Source organism: Kitasatospora hibisci, assembly GCF_043950205.1.
In the GTDB taxonomy this organism is placed as follows: domain Bacteria; phylum Actinomycetota; class Actinomycetes; order Streptomycetales; family Streptomycetaceae; genus Kitasatospora; species Kitasatospora hibisci.
The window spans coordinates 6,050,045-6,066,259 of record NZ_CP171642.1 but is presented as its reverse complement, the minus strand read 5'-3'; the positions used below and the strand labels follow the sequence as shown (position 1 = coordinate 6,066,259).

The 16,215-nt window shown below is 74.9% G+C and carries 11 protein-coding genes; 7 read left to right on the top strand and 4 right to left on the bottom strand.

Going from position 1 to position 16,215, the window contains the following annotated elements:
- Positions 1 to 67 precede the first annotated feature (67 nt).
- From ACF9IK_RS26550 to ACF9IK_RS26540, 3 genes are read left to right on the top strand one after another with little or no spacing between them, the layout of a single operon-like run.
- Positions 68 to 1,165 (top strand): hypothetical protein, encoded by a 1,098-nt coding sequence (locus tag ACF9IK_RS26550; RefSeq protein ID WP_395296609.1) that lies wholly within the window; start codon positions 68 to 70, stop codon positions 1,163 to 1,165.
- 6 nt (positions 1,166 to 1,171) lie between these two features.
- Positions 1,172 to 2,869: an extracellular solute-binding protein gene (locus ACF9IK_RS26545; RefSeq protein WP_395296608.1), complete on the top strand. Its 1,698-nt coding sequence runs from the start codon at positions 1,172 to 1,174 to the stop codon at positions 2,867 to 2,869.
- Complete coding sequence (locus ACF9IK_RS26540; RefSeq protein ID WP_395296607.1) at positions 2,856 to 3,539, top strand: hypothetical protein; 684 nt, start codon at positions 2,856 to 2,858, stop codon at positions 3,537 to 3,539. Before ACF9IK_RS26545 ends, ACF9IK_RS26540 begins: the two co-directional genes overlap by 14 nt.
- Before the next feature lie 62 nt (positions 3,540 to 3,601).
- On the opposite strand, the gene ACF9IK_RS26535 is transcribed toward ACF9IK_RS26540, so the two are convergent.
- Positions 3,602 to 6,838, bottom strand: a complete 3,237-nt coding sequence (locus tag ACF9IK_RS26535; RefSeq protein WP_395296606.1) for a helix-turn-helix transcriptional regulator — start codon at positions 6,836 to 6,838, stop codon at positions 3,602 to 3,604.
- Positions 6,839 to 7,469: 631 nt separating this feature from the next.
- On the opposite strand from ACF9IK_RS26535, the gene ACF9IK_RS26530 reads away from it, so the two are divergent.
- Together ACF9IK_RS26530 and ACF9IK_RS26525 are read left to right on the top strand one after the other, a co-directional pair.
- On the top strand, positions 7,470 to 8,138 hold the full coding sequence (locus tag ACF9IK_RS26530; RefSeq protein ID WP_395298688.1) for a response regulator transcription factor: 669 nt from the start codon (positions 7,470 to 7,472) through the stop codon (positions 8,136 to 8,138).
- Between the two features lie 322 nt (positions 8,139 to 8,460).
- Positions 8,461 to 10,290, top strand: a complete 1,830-nt coding sequence (locus ACF9IK_RS26525) for a bifunctional metallophosphatase/5'-nucleotidase (protein WP_395296605.1) — start codon at positions 8,461 to 8,463, stop codon at positions 10,288 to 10,290.
- A 103-nt stretch (positions 10,291 to 10,393) separates the two neighbouring features.
- Here the strand turns inward: ACF9IK_RS26525 and ACF9IK_RS26520 are convergent, their stop codons facing one another.
- From ACF9IK_RS26520 to ACF9IK_RS26510, 3 genes are all read right to left on the bottom strand, one after another.
- Positions 10,394 to 11,851 (bottom strand): aldehyde dehydrogenase family protein, encoded by a 1,458-nt coding sequence (locus ACF9IK_RS26520; RefSeq protein WP_395296604.1) that lies wholly within the window; start codon positions 11,849 to 11,851, stop codon positions 10,394 to 10,396.
- Between the two features lie 79 nt (positions 11,852 to 11,930).
- Positions 11,931 to 12,797, bottom strand: coding sequence for a helix-turn-helix domain-containing protein (locus ACF9IK_RS26515; protein ID WP_395296603.1), 867 nt, complete (start codon positions 12,795 to 12,797; stop codon positions 11,931 to 11,933).
- A gap of 79 nt (positions 12,798 to 12,876) precedes the next feature.
- The gene (locus ACF9IK_RS26510) at positions 12,877 to 14,154 is read right to left on the bottom strand and encodes an MFS transporter (protein ID WP_395296602.1); all 1,278 of its coding nucleotides are present in this window, start codon (positions 14,152 to 14,154) and stop codon (positions 12,877 to 12,879) included.
- Between the two features lie 89 nt (positions 14,155 to 14,243).
- Between ACF9IK_RS26510 and ACF9IK_RS26505 the strand changes: the two genes are divergently transcribed.
- Both ACF9IK_RS26505 and ACF9IK_RS26500 read left to right on the top strand, forming a co-directional pair.
- Positions 14,244 to 15,215, top strand: coding sequence for a DUF5937 family protein (locus ACF9IK_RS26505; protein WP_395296601.1), 972 nt, complete (start codon positions 14,244 to 14,246; stop codon positions 15,213 to 15,215).
- 40 nt (positions 15,216 to 15,255) lie between these two features.
- Positions 15,256 to 16,170, top strand: a complete 915-nt coding sequence (locus ACF9IK_RS26500) for a hypothetical protein (protein ID WP_395296600.1) — start codon at positions 15,256 to 15,258, stop codon at positions 16,168 to 16,170.
- Positions 16,171 to 16,215: the final 45 nt, after the last annotated feature.

The following is a 16,215-nucleotide window of genomic DNA, read 5'->3' as shown; positions in this document are numbered from 1 at the left end:
GGCCAGGGGGACGCTCGTCACCCGGGTGGGAGCCCGGAGACGGATCGGACGAGGGGGAACGTTCGGCATGAAGCGCGCGGTCGGAGTGCTCGCGGCACTGGCACTGCTCGGTGGGGTGGCGCTCGCGCTGCTGCGGCCGGCCGGGCCCGGCGGCGGCGAGGAGCCGAAGGTCGTCACCGTCACCGGGGTGATCGGCTCGGAGAAGCGAGACTTCTTCGAAGACCCGGACGTCAAGGCCGAGTTGGCCAAGCAGGGGATCAAGGTCAGCGCCCAGACCACCGGTTCGTGGCTGATGGGCGACAGCAAGCTCGACCAGCTCGACTTCGCGTTCCCGGCGAGCCTCTCCCCGGCCGAGGAGATCCGCAGGCAGCTGCAGCTCAAGGACGCACCGATCCGCCCGTTCTACTCGCCGCTCGTGGTGCTGGCCCACCAGCCGACCGCCGAGGTGCTGAAGCAGAACGGAGTGGCGAGCCAGGACAAGGCCACCGGGGTGTGGACGCTCAAGATGGACGCGTACCTCGATCTGGTGAAGGCCGGCAGGAAGTGGGAGGAGCTCACCGGGGCCGCGGGCAACTCGGATCTCAGGGGCGCGGTCTTCATGACCACCACCGACCCCGCCGAGTCCTCCTCCGGAGCGCTCTACCTCGCCGTCACCTCCTACGTCCTCAACGGCCACCAGGTGGTGTCGAGCGGCCCCGAGGTGGAGCAGGTCAAGCCCGTCCTGCGCGCACTGACCGCGAAGCAGGGCATCCAGGGCAGCAGCAGCGACCAGCCGTTCAAGGACTTCCTCACCAACGTCGGCAACCCGCTGGTGCTCGCCTACGAGTCGCAGGCCGCCCAGCTGGCCGTGGAGGGCAAGTCCACCGGCGACATGACGGTGCTCTACCCGGACACCACCGTCTCCTCCGACCACACGGTGGTCGGGCGCACCGAGGCCGGCCGGAAGCTGGCCGGCCTGCTGCGCGACGACGAGGTGCTGCGCCGGCTGGAGGCGAGGTACGGGTTCCGGCCGCAGGCCGACCCGTCCGCCTTCGCCAAGCAGGTGGGCGACCGCAAGGGGCCGCCGGCCTTCGCACCGGACCTGTCGGCCGCGCAGGTGAAGCAGGCTCCGGTGCCGGCGCCCGACCTGCTGGCGAAGCTGATCGACGCCGCGAAGGGGAAGTGACGGGGGATGACGACCAGGACGGGTGGGGCGATGAGGGCGATGGCGGGGGCGGCGGCCGCGGCGCGGCGCGGCGGCCGGATGCTGGCGGCGGGGCTGGCCGTACTGGTGGCGGTGACGGCGTGCACGTCGTCACCGTCGCCGTCGCCGGGCCCGCGGCAGAGCGACGCGCCGGCACCGACCGCCCGGGCGGGCGTGCTGCGGGTGCTGGCCGGCAGTGAACTACAGGACATGGCACCGGTGTTGGAGGAGGCCCAGAAGGCCACCGGGGTGACCGTCCAGTTCGCCTGGACCGGTTCGCTGGACGGCGCGGAGGCGGTCTCCTCGGGCCGGGCGGACGGCAAGTACGACGCGATCTGGTTCCCGTCCAACCACTACCTGCGGCTGGACGAGGGTGCCAAAGCCAAGCTGCTGTCGGAGACGCCGGTGATGGTGTCCCCGGTGGCGGTGGGCGTGCGGGCGTCCGCGCTCGGGGAGCTGGGGTGGGGCGACGGATCCGGGGTCACCTGGGCGCAGCTGGCGGAGGCGGCCTCGAACGGGCGGCTGGCGTACGGGATGTCGGACCCGTCCCGGTCCAACTCCGGCTTCTCGGCGCTGGTCGCGGTGGCGTCGGCGCTCTCGGGCGCGGACGCGGCGCTGACGGAGGCGGACGTGCAGAAGGCGACGCCGGCGCTGAAGCAGTTCTTCACCGGGCAGAAGCTGACCTCGGGCTCGTCCGGGTGGCTGGCGCAGGCGTACACCCGGGCGGAGCGGGGTCGGGTCGGCGCGCTGGTGAACTACGAGTCGGTGCTGCTGTCGTTGAACAAGACCCTGCCGGCGGACCAGCAGCTGACCGTGGTGCGCCCGGTGGACGGCGTGGTGTCGGCGAACTATCCGCTGACGCTGCTCGGTTCGTCGGCGCAGCGGGAACGGGAGGCGTTCCAGAAGCTGACCGCGTACCTGCTGAAGGACGACGTGCAGAAGCGGATCTCGGAGCTGACGCTGCGCCGCCCGGTGGCGGCGGGTGCGGCGGCGGCGCCGTCGCTGCCCGGTGACCGGAGGCGCGAGCTGCCGTTCCCGGGGAGCCGGGCGGTGGCGGACGGTCTGCTGGCCTCGTACCAGAACGAGCTGCGCCGGCCGTCCCGGACGGTGTACGTCCTGGACACCTCGGGGTCGATGGCGGGTGACCGGCTGGCCTCGCTGAAGCGGGCGCTGGGCGGGCTCACCGGGTCGGACGACACCCGGGGGGTGCGGCGGTTCCGGGACCGCGAGGAGGTCACGCTGATCTCGTTCGCCTCCAGGGTGAAGTCGACCAGGACGCACACGGTGCCGCCGAGCGGCAGCCAGCCGGGGCCGCAGCAGGAACTGTCGGCGATCAACGCGGACGTGCAGCAGCTGTCGGCGGACGGCGGCACGGCGGTGTACAGCTCGCTGCAGGAGGCGTACCGGGTGATCGAGCGGCAGCAGTCCGCGGCGGGGGACGACCGGTTCACCTCGATCGTGCTGATGACGGACGGCGAGAGCAACGAGGGCGCGACGGACAAGGACTTCCGGGCGTTCTACGACGGGCTGTCGTCGGCACAGAAGGCGGTGCCGGTGTTCCCGATCCTGTTCGGTGACGCGGCCAAGGGGCAGTTGCAGGGGATCGCGGAGCTGACCGGCGGGAAGCTGTTCGACGGCACGGGGTCGCTGGACGGGGCGTTCGAGGAGATCCGTGGCTACCAGTAGCGGTGGTGGCGGGCCGGCGACCGGGGGCCCGGGCGGCGGGGAGTCGTTCGGCCGGCGGGCCTGGGGCTACCTGGAGTCGACCCGCAACCTGGTCGGCTGCGCGGCGGGCGTGGGCGGGCTGGGGCTGCACTTCGCCGGGTTGGGCGGTGCGCTGTGGCCGGGGATCGTGGCCGCGCTGTACGGCGCCGGGGTGCTGCTCTGGCCGTCCGGGAAGGGGGCCGACCCGGCCGGGGGCGGGCTCCCGGCCGGAGGCGGGCCCGACGCTGCGGGCGGGACCGATGCCGCGGGCGCGAGCGGGTCCCCGAGCGCGAGCGGGTTCCCGGCCAGGCCGGGCGGCCGGGAGACCCCGGCGGGCCGCCGCACGACCCCGCCCCCGGCATCGACCGGCCGCCCGGCCTGGCCGGAGCTGGAGGAGCTGGCCACCTACCTGGGCGGCGTTCCGTTCCCCTCGTCCGCCCGCCTGGACGGACTGCTGGACGGACTGCTGACGCGGCTGCGCGAGGCGGGTCCGGGGCCGGCCGCCGAGCTGATCGTCGCCCGGCGGCTGCCGGTGGCGGTGGACGGCTACCTGCGGGCCCGGACCTGGGACCGCTGGACGGCCGCCGGCGCCGCCCCGGAGGCCGGACTGGCGCTGGAGGTCGAGCTGATGGCGGCGTCGTTGGGCGCCTGACCGCCGTGCCGGCCGGGCCCCGGAACCGTGCGGGCCGCCGGGCCCGGCGGCCCGGCCGGCGGTCAGCCCTCCAGCACCCCCGCCAGCTCCACCCGGCGGCGCACACCGAGCTTGCGGAAGCTGTTGGTCAGGTGCGTCTCCACCGTCCGCAACGCCAGGTGGAGCATCGCGGCGATCTCGCCGTTGGAGTGGCCGGCCACCGCCAGCCGGCAGATCCGCAGCTCACTGTCGGTCAGTGCTTCGGCGCCCGCGTGCTCGCCACGGCCGAGCCGGGCGCCCGAGGCGCGCAGCGAGTCCACCGCGACCCCGCGCAGCCGTACCGCGCCGAGCCGCTCGGCGCGGCTCGCGGCCTCGCGCAGCGCCCGGCGGGCGGCGCCGCGGCGGCCGCCCTCGGCGAGCAGCCGGCCGTAGGTGATCAGAGCGGGGATCAGCTCGATCTCCACCTCCGCACCGCGGAGCAGGTCGACGGACTCGGCGGCGAGGTCGAGCCCGTGCCGGCCGCCGGTGGCGGCGGCCAGGGCGCGTAAGGCGCGGGCGACGGTGCGCGGGGTGTCCCAGGTGCGGGCGAGCGCCAACTCCTCCTCGGCGAGGGCGACGGCCGGGCCGGGTTCGCCGAGCAGCGTGTGGCAGTCGGCGGCGGTCGAGCGCCAGGGGGTGACGATCGGGCTGAGGACCTGCCGTTCGGTCTGCCGGCGCCCGCACTCCAGGAGGTCGGCGAGCGCCGCGGCCGGCTCACCCGTGGCCAGCCGGAGCAGGCCGCGGGCGTACAGGTACTCGTTCCACTCCCAGGAGTCCTGGGCGTGGTCGGCGGCGATGGCCCGGGCGAGGCCGTGGGCCTGCCAGTACCGGCCGGTCTCGGTGAGGGCGATCACGGCCTGGGCGCCCAGGTGGGCGTTCTGCTGGCCGAGCAGGCCGGCGTAGCGGGTGCGGGCGGCCTCGGGGCCGTCGGTGTGGTCCGTCCGGTCGTCGCGGCCGGTGCCGGTGGCGTCCCCGGCCGGGTCGCCGCCGCACCACCAGGAGAGCGGCGGTTCCGCCCGGTCGGGCCGCCCGGTCCATTCCCCCGGCACCCGCGCACCGGCTCCCGTACCCGTACCCGTACCCGTTCCGGCACCCGGGCCCGCTGCGCCGCCCGGACCCGCGCGGCGCGCGGCCGGGGCGGGCCCGGTGAGCGCGAAGTCCTCCAGCAGGGCCTGGTACTCACCGCGCATCACCCGGGTCTCGGCCCGGACGCTCAGCAGGCACTGGTAGCCGGGGTCCAGCGACGGCCCGCGGTACGCGGCCAGGCCGCGGTCCACCAGCCGGTCCGCCTCGCCCAGCCGGTCGGCCCACTGGGCCAGGGTGGCGGCGGACACCAGGACGTAGGGGCGGCAGACCGGGTCCACCGGGGCCGCGAGCAGTTCCCGGACCCGGCCGGCGACCTCCTCCGCCGAGAGCAGGCCGCTGGTCGAGTCGAACTCGGTGAGCAGCGCGTAGGCGGGCGGTGCGAGTCGCTGGGCGCCGCGGGCGGCGAGCCGCCGGACGCCCTCGACCACCTGGAGCCAGCTGTGCCCGTCGTGGGCCGCGATCAGCGCGGCGGCGGCCTGGACGGCGTGCACCAGGTCGTCGCGGTCGCCGAAGCGCTCGGCGAGCTCCTCCATCAGTTCCAGGGCGGCGGGGGCGTCGCCGCGGGCGGCGAGGACGGCGCCGAGCGTGTTGGCGGTCTGGAAGACGCCCTCGTCGGAGCGCTGGAGGTCGACGGCCTCGGCGAGGTGGCGGACGCCGGCGAGGCGCTCGTCCGGGCCGAGGGTGGCCTCCAGGCTGCCGAGTTCGGTGAGGACGAGGCCGCGTCGGCGGTCGCCGAGCGGCTCGTCCAGGGCGCGGCGCAGCAGGGCGACGGCCTCGGCCGGGCGGTCGGCGCGGGCGGCTCTGCGGGCGGCGGCGCGCAGGGTGTCGGCGGCCCAGCGCGGGCCGGGGGCGGGGGTGAGGAGCAGGTGCCCGGCGATGCGTTCGTCGGGGGCGCCGCTGCGGTGCAGGTACTCGGCGGCGGCGCGGTGGACCCGGGCGCGGTGGCCGGGTTCGTGGCCGGCGAGGACGGCGTCGGCCAGCAGGGGGTGGGTGAAGCGGGGCCACTGGCCGGGGCCGGGGTCGTCGAGCAGGCCTTGTGCGGTGAGGTCGGCGAGCCAGGCCGTGGTGAGGTCGGGGTCGGTGCCGGCGAGTTCGGCGAGCATGACCGCCGGGGCGCAGGGGTCGGCGCCGGGCGGCGGGGGGGTGCGCGCGGCGGGGTGCTCCTGCATCCGGGCCAGGGCGCGTGCGGTGGTGAGGGCGCGGTCGCCGCCGCCGCGCAGCCACTCCTCGACGGCTTCGGGGAAGGCGCCGTCGGCCGGGCGGGGGCAGCTGTCGGGGAGTGCGCTCGGGGCGGTCGCGTCGGGGTGGGCACCGGGACCGGGACCTGGGCCGCACGGGTCGGCGCCGAGGTCGGCGAGGTCGGCGAGGTCGGCGAGGTCGGCGAGGAGGGCGGTGAGCAGTAGCGGGTTGCCGCCGGTGGCACGGACGCAGTCGGCGGCGAAGGCGGCCGGGGTCCGGGGGCCCAGCCGGCGGGCGGCCAGCAGGGCGGCCGTGCGGGCGTCGAGGGGGTCGAGCCGGAGGCTGTCGACCAGGCCCGGGGGCAGGCCGCGGGCGAAGCGTTCGGGCGGGGTGGCGACGGTGGCCTGCCGGCGCTCGGTGGCGAGGAGGAGGACGGGCAGCCGGTCGACCCGGCGGGCGAGGCCGCGCAACCAGTCCCGGGAGGGCCGGTCGGCGAGGTGGATGTCGTCGACGGCGAGCAGGACGGGGTGGTGGGCGGCGTGGATCCGCAGGAGCGCCCAGAGCGACTCCTCGGCGGCCGCCGCGGCGGCGCTCCGGTCGTCGCCGCCGCGCCCGTCGTCGTCCGGCCGAGCGGCACCGGGCCCGAGCGCATGCGGTCCGAAGCCGCCCGACCCACCCGCCGGGGTGCCGCGGCCGGGGACCGGGGGGAGTCCGGGGCCGGGGAAGGACTCGAAGAGCTGGCGGGCGGCGGCGTAGGGGGTGTCGGACTCGTCTGCGGAACAGCGGGCCCAGAGGACGGTGGTGCCCCCTGCGGCGGCCCGGCGGGCGGCCTCGGCGAGCAGGGCGCTGCGGCCGGTGCCGGCCGCGCCGGTGAGCAGCAGGGCGCCGCCGGCGCCGCCCCGGGCGCGGTCGGTGAGTTCGGTGATCCGCTCCAGGTGGGGGGTGCGGGCGGCGAGCGGTGACGGTGGCGGGGCGGCCTGGTCCGGCCGCGGTCCGCGGGTACTGACGGTGCTCATCCTGCTTCCCTCCCCGGTCTTCCCGCCGGTGGCCGGTCGGGATCTCTTCGCCGTCGTCGGGGAAGTCGGCCTGACGGCCGGTCGACGGTCCGGTGCCGACGGCACGCCGCCGCCCTGCCCCGCTGTCGTCCCGCCCCGCCCCGAGCGCGTGGGCTCTCCCCCGCCACGACCGACCGGAGCGACCGGGTCCGTTCGGGCGGCCTCGTCGCCGGGCGGCACCGGGCCGGCCGGATGCCCGCTCGTGCACGCACCGATGCGGCCCCGTCCCCGGACGGAACCCTACCCCCGTCCGCGCGGCGGCCGGGAGCGGCACTGCTGCGCTGCGACGATGCCGGGCCGGCGGCGCGATCTCGTGGTGGACCACGATGGCCGCGGCCGGTCCCGGAGGGAAGCATGGAGGTCCTCGGGGGCACCGTCGCTCCCGGGCCGCACGACCGCACGGCCCCCGCCTCGCCCGTCCGCCGGGCGGCGCCCCCCTCGGCGCAGCGGGCGGCCGTCCGGCGGGCGGGCCGCGATTCTCCCGGAGGGGGCCAGATTGACTGTCCTGCACAGCGAGCACGACCGCCGCGGGGCGGCCCGGCGTGTTCCCGGGGCGGCGGCGCTGCCGCGGACCTCGGGGGCCCCGCGACCGCTGCCCGCCCACCATGTCGGACGGCCGGGCGCCGCTCCGGCCTCCGTCGGCCGGACCGCCGTGGTGGTGCGGGCCGCGGACCCGATCTCGCGGGCCGGCGCGGAGGCGCAGCTGCGCCGCGACCCGGGACTGGAGCTGGTGGAGGAGGCGGCGGCCGGTCCGGGCGCGGTCTCCGTCCTGCTCGTCGAGCAGGCGGACGCCGCGGTGGTGGCGACGCTCCGCAGGCTGGTGCGCGGCGCCGAGCAGCGGGTGGTGCTGGTGGTCGAGCGGATGCGTGAGAGCGAGCTGCTGGAGGCGGTGGAGTGCGGGGTGGCCGCGATCCTCTGGCGCCGTGAGGCGACCGCCGAACGGCTGGGCCGGGCGGTGCAGGCGGCGGCGCGTGGTGACGGCGACCTGCCGGCCGATCTGCTGGGCCGGCTGATCGCCCAGGTGGGCCGCTTGCAGCGGAGCGTCCAGGGGATGCCGGGCGGCGCCCCGGCCGGGCTGACCGAGCGCGAGGCCGATGTGCTGCGGCTGGTGGCCGAGGGCTGGGACACCGGGGAGATCGCGGCCCGGCTGTCGTACTCCGAGCGCACCGTCAAGAACGTGCTGCACGGCCTGACGACCCGGCTGCAGCTGCGCAACCGGGCGCACGCCGTCGCCCACGCCGTCCGCGAGGGCTACATCTAGGTCGGCGGCCGGCACCGGGCACCCGCCCGGCCACGTCCCGCCGGGTCCCGCCACGTCCCGCCCGTCCGCACCCCGAGCGCGGACGGGCGGGCGTCGCGCATTCCGGAGCGGGCGCACCGGGCGTACCGGGCGCCCGGGGGCTGACGATCGCTCAGCACCCACCCGTCCGCGTCACGAAGGAGTCGCCAAGATCTCACCCCTCGGAAAGGTCCGGGGGCTGTCAATCCGTCTGGTCGCACGGCACACTTCTACGCGCGTACCTCTACGCGCGTCACCACACCATCGTTGACGGTCCGTCGCAGCCCCCCCGGGAGAGTCGTCCATGTCCCTGAACCGCCGTGACTTCGTCACCCGGTCCGCCGCCACCGCCGCCGGTGCCGCCCTCGTCGGGGGCGCCGGCCTCGCCGCCGCCTCCCCCGCCGCGGCGGCCGGCCCGGACGGGGCCGTGGCCAAGGGCAAGCCGAACAAGAAGCAGGCCTTCACCGTGATGGGCACCACCGACCTGCACGGCCGGGTGCTCAACTGGGACTACTTCACCGACGCGGTCTACGCCGACAAGGCGCACAACGAGGTCGGCCTCGCCAAGATCTCCACGCTCGCCAAGCAGGTCCGCGAGGAGAAGGGCTGGGACCGCTGCCTGCTGATCGACGCCGGCGACACCATCCAGGGCACCCAGCTGACGTACTACTACGCCCGTGTGGAGCCGATCGCCACCGAGGCCGACACGGCGCCCGAGCACCCGATGGCGCTCGCCATGAACACCATGGAGTACACCGCCGCCGCGCTCGGCAACCACGAGTTCAACTACGGCATCGACACCCTGCGCGCCTACGAGGAGCAGCTGGACTTCCCGCTGCTCGGCGCCAACGCGCTGAACGCCCGCAACGACAAGCCGGCGTTCCCGCCCTACGTCATCCGCAAGCTGAAGCTCGGCTCCGGCCCGGCCCTCAAGGTCGGCATCCTCGGCCTGACCAACCCGGGCATCGCGATCTGGGACAAGGCCAACGTGGCCGGCAGGATGACCTTCCCCGGCATCGTCGAGACGGCCAAGGTCTGGGTGCCGAAGGTCCGGGCGGCCGGTGCCGACGTCGTCGTGGTCGCCTGCCACTCCGGCATGGACGAGGCCACCTCCTACGGCGACCAGCTGCCCTGGGCCGAGAACGCCTCGGTCGCGCTGGCCGAGCAGGTGCCCGGGATCGACGCCGTGCTGGTGGGCCACGCGCACAAGGAGATCCCGCAGCGGCTGGTCGTCAACAAGGAGACCGGCAGGACGGTCGTGCTCTCCGAGCCGCTCTGCTGGGGCCAGCGGCTGACCTGCTTCGACTTCGAGGTGGAGTTCGACCGCGGCGCCTGGAAGGTCGTCTCGCTCTCCTCCCGGGTGCTGAACTCCAACACCGTCCCGGAGGACCCGGAGATCGTCGGCCTGATGTCCGACCAGCACAAGAAGGTGGTCACGTACGTCAACCAGGTCATCGGCACCGCCAAGATCGAGCTGTCGATCGCCGAGGCGCCGTACAAGGACACCCCGATCATCGACCTGATCGGCCGGGTCCAGGTCGACGTGGTGAAGGAGGCGCTGGCCGGCGGCCAGTACGCCGAGCTGCCGGTGCTCGCCCAGGCCGCGCCGTTCAACCGCACCGCGCGGATCCCGGCCGGCCAGGTCAAGCTGCGTGACGCGGCGGGCCTGTACATCTACGAGAACACCCTGGAGGCCCGCATCCTCACGGGCGCCCAGCTGAAGGACTACCTGGAGTTCTCCGCCAGGTACTTCAACCAGCTCGCCCCGGGCGCGCCGGTGGACAAGGCCGCGCTGACCAACGCCCAGAACACGCCGGACTACAACTACGACTCGGTGTACGGCCTGGGCTACGACATCGACATCGCCCAGCCGGTCGGCTCGCGCATCGTCAACCTCACCTTCGAGGGCGCGCCGCTCGACCCCTCGGCCCAGTTCGTCCTGGCCGTCAACAACTACCGCGCCAACGGCGGCGGCAACTTCCCGCACGTCGCGGCCGCCCAGAAGGTGTGGGCCAACTCGGACGAGATCCGCAACGCGATGATCGCGTGGGTGAAGGCCAGGGGAGTCATCGACCCGGCCGACTTCGCCGGCGAGTCCTGGCGCCTGGTCCGGGCCGGCCAGCCGGTCTTCTGATCCCGCCGGACCGCCTGCCGTCCACGCCCCGCCACCCACTTCCCCGGGTGGCGGGGCTCCGCCGTCACGAAGCGGTCCGCGGCGGCGACGGCCACCGCGCCGGTCAGAACGGGAAGCGGCTGCGCCCGTGCTGGACGGAGATCCACTTCACGGTGGTGAAGGCGTCCACGGTGGACTCGCCGTTCAGGCGTCCCACGCCGGAGTTCTTCTCGCCGCCGAACGGGACCACGGGCTCGTCGGCGATGGTGCCGTCGTTGACGTGGATCATGCCGGTCTCGATCCGCTGCGCCACCCGCACCCCGCGCTCGACGTCGGCGGTGTGGACGGCGCCGCTGAGGCCGAACGGGGTGTCGTTGGCCAGCCGGACGGCCTCGTCCTCACCGTCGAAGGGCACCACCAGCACGACCGGGCCGAAGAGCTCGCGCTGCAGGATGGGCGCGTCGGCGGGCAGGTCGCCGAGGACCACCGGGTCCATCAGGCAGCCGTTGGTCTCGCCGCGCAGCAGCACGGTGGCGCCGGCCGCCACCGCCTGGTCGACCTGGGCGGTGATGGCGTCGGCCTGGACGGGGTTGATCAGCGGGCCGATCTGGGTGGCCGGGTCCCGCGGGTCGCCGACCGTGAGCGAGGCGGTCTTGGCCACGAACTTCTCGGTGAACTCGGCCTGGACGCTGCGGTCCACCAGTACCCGGTTGGCCGCCATGCAGACCTGGCCCTGGTGGGCGAAGCGGCTGAACACCGCCGCGTCCACGGCGTAGTCGAGGTCGGCGTCGTCCAGCACGATCAGGGCGCTGTTACCGCCGAGTTCGAGCACCGTCCGCTTGAAGTGCGAGGCCGCGACCGTGGCGACGTGCCGGCCGACCTTGTCGGAGCCGGTGAAGGCGATCACCTTGGGCACCGGGTGCTCGATGAACGCGTCACCGATCTCGGCGATGTCGGTGACCACGACGTTGAGCAGGCCGGACGGCAGGCCCGCCTCCTCGAAGATCCTGGCGAGCAGGGTGCCGCCGACCACCGGGGTCTCCTGGTGCGGCTTGAGCACCACGCCGTTGCCGAGCGCGAGCGCCGGGGCGACCACCTTCATCGACAGGAACAGCGGGAAGTTGAACGGGCTGACCACGCCGACCACACCGACCGGCAGGCGGTAGAGGCGGTTCTCCTTGCCCTCCACCGGCGAGGGCAGCAGCCGGCCCTCGGCGCGCAGCGAGAGCTGCATCGACTCCCGGAGCATGTCCTTGGTGAGGGCGAGCTCGAACCCGGCCTTGAGCGCGGTGCCGCCCAGCTCGGCCGTGATCGCCTCGGTGATCTCCTGCTCGCGCTCCTCGACGATCCGCAGTGCGCGCTCGAAGACCAGTCGGCGGGTGTACGGGTTGGTGGCGGCCCACTCCTTCTGCGCCCGCTCGGCGGCCCGGTAGGCCTGGTCCACCTCCTCGACGGTGGCGACGGTCACGGTGGCGAGCTTGTCACCCGTGAAGGGGTCGACGTCGACGATGTCCCAGGAGCCGCTGCCGTCGCGCCACTGGCCGTCGATGTACTGCAGCGCCAACTCGGAGAAGTACGACATCTGATCCCTCTCGTGCCGATTCGGGAAGGCGTCAGGGCCCTCTCGATCAGATCTGATCGAGACTCATCGTACTTACGGACTACAGCTCTTGGCGGACGGAGCGCAGAAGTTCCCGGCTCCGCTCGGCGGAGAGCCCGTCCGCCACCAGGCCGTCCATCGCGGCCACGTACTCGGCCACCTCGGCCGGCTTGTCGAGGTAGAGCGCGGTGGTGAACTGCTCCAGGTACACCACGTCGGAGAGGTCCGGCTCGGCGAAGCCCAGCACGGTGAACGCGCCGCCCTCGGCGCGCAACCCGCCGAACCCCAGCGGCATCACCTGGATCGACACGTGGGGCAGGTCGGTGAGCCCCAGCAGCCGGTCGATCTGCGCCCGCATCAGCTCCGGCCCGCCCCAGGGACGGCGCAGCGCCGCCTCGTCCAGGACGGCCACCACGCGGGGCGGCTGCTCGGCGGTGAGCACCCGCTGGCGCCGCAGCCGGACCTCCACCCGCCGCTCGACCTCCGCGGGCTCGGTGACGTGCCCGCCGGCGGTGATCACGGCGCGGGCGTAGTCGGCGGTCTGCAGCAGCCCGTGGACGAACTGGACCTCGTAACTGCGGATCTCGGCGGCGGCCTCCTCCAGACCCAGGAAGGTCTGGAACCAGCCCGGCAGCACGTCTCCGTAGGTGTGCCACCAGGAGGTGGCGTTGGCGGCGCGGACCAGGCCGAGCACGGAGGCCCGCTCCTGCTCGGCCTCGACGCCGTACAGGGTGAGCAGGTCGGCGACGTCGCGCTCCTTGAAACCGACCCGGCCGAGCTCCATCCGGCTGATCTTCGACTCGGACGCGCGGATCGAGTAGCCGGCCTCCTCGCGACTGACACCCCGGGCCTCCCTGAGCCTGCGCAGCTGGGAACCCAGCAGCAGGCGCCGTACCGTGGCACCCCCGCCAGCCTGAGTCGTGCTCATCGCGTCACCCTCCGCACCTCGCGCAGCCCCCCGGCCGTCGGCCGCAGTCTGCCACTTGGCACCGACAAACAACAGTCCGTCAGCGCACCCGCTCCAGGCGCAGGAGGCCGGGCACCGCGGCGAGGCTGACCACGAGGAGGAAGAGCCAGGGCCAGGCGGCGCCGCGGCCGAGGAGCAGGGTGAGCAGTGCGGGCGCGACGGCCTGGCCGAGGTTCCAGGAGAGCTGGTAGACCGCGAGGTAGCGGCCTCGCCGCTCGGGGTCGGCGAGCGCGACGCTGAGCTCCTCGGAGTAGGGGGTGGAGACGGTCTCGGCGAGGTTGTAGAGGAACATCGCGGCGAACAGGCCGGCCGTGACGATCCGTCCGGGGGCGGCGGCGAGCAGCCCGAACAGGGCGAAGGAGAGGGCGTTGAGCACCGCGCCGGCGGCGACCACCCGGGTGGGCCGGAACCGCTCCAGCCGCCGGGCCACCGCGCTCTGGGTGAGCACCACCTGGACGCCGTTCAGGACGAGCAGCGTGCCGGCCACCCATGCCTCGCGGTGCAGGCCCTCGGTGAGGTAGACGGCGAGCAGCATGCTGATGATCATCGAGCCGAAGACGAAGGCCAGGTTGACGGCCACCAGCAGCAGGTAGCGCCGGTCGCGCAACACCGCGCGGTAGCCCCCGGTTCCCCGCCCGGCGGGCGCGGCGGGAGCTCCGGCGGACTCGGCGGACTCGGCGGCGGGCACGGCGGCGGGCACGGCGGCGGACTCGGCGCCGACCGGGCGCCAGGAGGCGAGCAGGCCCGCCGCCAGCAGGTAGCTGGCCGCGTTGAGCACCACCAGCGTCCGCAGCCCGCCGGTCCCGCCGCCGGCGACCAGCACGGCGCCCAGCGCCCCGCCCAGCCCCATCCCGGTGTTGCGCAGCGTCTGCACCAGGGCGAACCAGCGGGTGCGCTCCCCCTCGGCGGAGGCGAGGACCACCAGGCCGGTGCTGGAGGTCCAGTAGGAGACGTGCCCGATCTGGGCGAGCAGGCACACCGCCACGATCTGCCAGGCCTGTCCGGCCAGCAGGAAGCCTCCGTAGGCGAGCGCCGAGAGGGCGTTGCCGCCCGTGGCCACCACCCGGGCGCCGAACCGGTCGATCAGCGGGCCGACGGCGATCGCGGTGGGCAGGGCGAGCAGCCGGGCGGTGGAGACGGCGGCGCCGATGGCCGTCACCGTGAGGCTGGTGGTGCGGGCGAAGTAGACGAGCGTGAAGGCGAGGATCAGGCCCGTGCCGAGGCTGTCCACGAGGTGGGCGCCGATCAGGCGGTGGCGGCCGGCGGTCGCCGGGAGGCCGAGGCGGTCGCGGAAAGCGGGGAGGACTGCAGTGGTCATGGACCGAGCCTGGCTGCGATGATCGCTGCTGCCCATGGATTCCATCCCGATCGAATCCGCGGCCGCGACGCGACGCCAGGGGGAACGCCGTGATCATCTGGACCTTCTCACCTCAGGACCTCGCCCGGACCAGGTTCGCCTGCTCGCCGCTGTGCGAGGTCACGCTCAGCGTCGAGGTGTTCAAGGACCCCGGCCGGCACGGCGTCCACCTGCCCTGGGTGCGCGAGGCCCGGCGGCGCCTGGCGGGCGTGGGCTGGGAGCTGCTCGCCCAGCTGGTAAGGCTCCCCACCCTCTACGTGCCGGACTTCCTCACGCCCGTCCCCCGGGGTTCGACCCTGACGATCGAACAGGAGCTGGCCGCCCTCGCCGCCGCCGATCCGGCCGCGGTCCGCCGCGACCTGGACCGGCTGGACGGCGACCTCCCCCCGCTGGTCGCCGCGATGCGGGAGGACCCGGAGGCCGGCACGGCACGCCTGGTCGCCGAGATGCGGGCGTACTGGGACGCGGCGATCGCCCCGCACTGGCCGCGGATGCAGCGCCTTGCCGAGGGCGAGATCCTGCGCCGGGCCCGCCAGATGTCCACCGGCGGCCCGGCCGCGCTCTTCGCCGACCTGCACCCGCGGGTGGGCTGGGAGCGCGACACCCTGCGGATCGGCCACCGGTCGACGGACGTGCTGCGCCGGCTCGACGGCGAGCTCGGCCTCGTGCTGGTGCCCACGGTGTTCGCCTGGCCCGGGGTGTTCTCCCAGGTGAACGCGCCCTGGCAGCCCGGCCTGATCTACCCGCCGCGCGGGGTGGCCACGCTCTGGGAGACCTCCGGCGCCGCCGTCCCCGACGGGCTGGCCCGGGTGATCGGCCGGACCAGGGCCCGCCTGCTCGCCGAACTCGACGACCCGGCCTCCACCACCGAGCTCGCCTCCCGCACCGGCGGCTCCCCGGCCAACGTCTCCCACCACCTCACCGCGCTGCGCGAGGCCGGCCTGCTGGCCCGGCACCGGACCGGCCGCACGGTGCTCTACGCCCGCACCACGGCAGCCGAACTCCTCCTCCATCGCGCATAGTTGACGCAACCGAACACCTCGCCGGAGCGTCCCACCCGGTGTGCTGAGACGACTGCTCATCGCCGCGCTGGCACTGGCCGTCCTCGCGTACGGCGGCTACCTCCTCGCCCGGCCGAAGGACGAACCGGAGTTCACCGCCTCCCCCGCTCCCACCGGCGCCGCGCTCGCCCGCGCCCAGGAGGTGGCCGGGGCCTGGCCGGGCTCCGACCTCCAGCAGGTCTGGCGGACCGGCTACTACCCGGGCAGCGCCGACCCCGTCTGGTACCCCCCGCACGGCCTGCGCACCCAGGCGGAACGGGACGCCATGTTCGACGGCCGGTTCGACCTGCAGGCCGAACCCGAGTCGGTGCCCGCCACCGAGGACGTGGTCTTCGAGGACGACGGCCGGCAACGCCTGACGCTCCCGCTGCTCGACCCGGCGGCCGCCCTGCGGCGGGTGGCCGGGCAACGCCGCTGCTCCCGGCCCCCCTGCGAGAGCCGCCTCGCCCTCACCGGCGTCCGCCCCGGCGAACGCCGGCTGCTGACCAGCCGGGGCGAAGCCACCGTCCCGGTCTGGGAGTTCACCCCCGCCGGCTACGAGGAGCCGCTGGCCGTCGCCGCGGTGGAGCCGCAGCAGCCGCGCCCGCCCGAGCACCGGACGGAGCCGCCGTCCGCGGGCGGCACCGAGGTGGCAGGCCTGTGGGAAGTCCAGTCGCTCGGTCGGTCGCTGCACGGGGACCTCCTGCACAGCCACTGCGTGCAGCCGCTGCCGGGCGAGGTGTACGAGACCGACGACGCGGTGGTGCTGATCAGCCGGTCCGGCCCGCCGAAGGGAGCCGACTGCGAGGTGCGCGACCGCAGCACCTCGACGGAGTTCCGTCTCGCCCGCCCGCTCGACGGGCGGGCGGTCCTCGATCTCTCCGGGGCGCCCGTCTCCCTCTGCTGCGCGCCGGACTCGCTGCCCCGGCGCACGTGAAGGCGCCCGCCCTCCACTGGTCGGGGAGAGGGCGGGCGCCGAGGC

Bases quoted from the DNA above. Each gene is read 5' to 3' on its own strand.
- ACF9IK_RS26525 (WP_395296605.1), top strand. From the start codon at position 8,461: ATGTCCCTGAACCGCCGTGACTTCGTCACCCGGTCCGCCGCCACCGCC.
- ACF9IK_RS26535 (WP_395296606.1), bottom strand. From the start codon at position 6,838: ATGAGCACCGTCAGTACCCGCGGACCGCGGCCGGACCAGGCCGCCCCG.
- ACF9IK_RS26510 (WP_395296602.1), bottom strand. From the start codon at position 14,154: ATGACCACTGCAGTCCTCCCCGCTTTCCGCGACCGCCTCGGCCTCCCG.
- ACF9IK_RS26515 (WP_395296603.1), bottom strand. From the start codon at position 12,797: ATGAGCACGACTCAGGCTGGCGGGGGTGCCACGGTACGGCGCCTGCTG.
- ACF9IK_RS26520 (WP_395296604.1), bottom strand. From the start codon at position 11,851: ATGTCGTACTTCTCCGAGTTGGCGCTGCAGTACATCGACGGCCAGTGG.
- ACF9IK_RS26545 (WP_395296608.1), top strand. From the start codon at position 1,172: ATGACGACCAGGACGGGTGGGGCGATGAGGGCGATGGCGGGGGCGGCG.
- ACF9IK_RS26550 (WP_395296609.1), top strand. From the start codon at position 68: ATGAAGCGCGCGGTCGGAGTGCTCGCGGCACTGGCACTGCTCGGTGGG.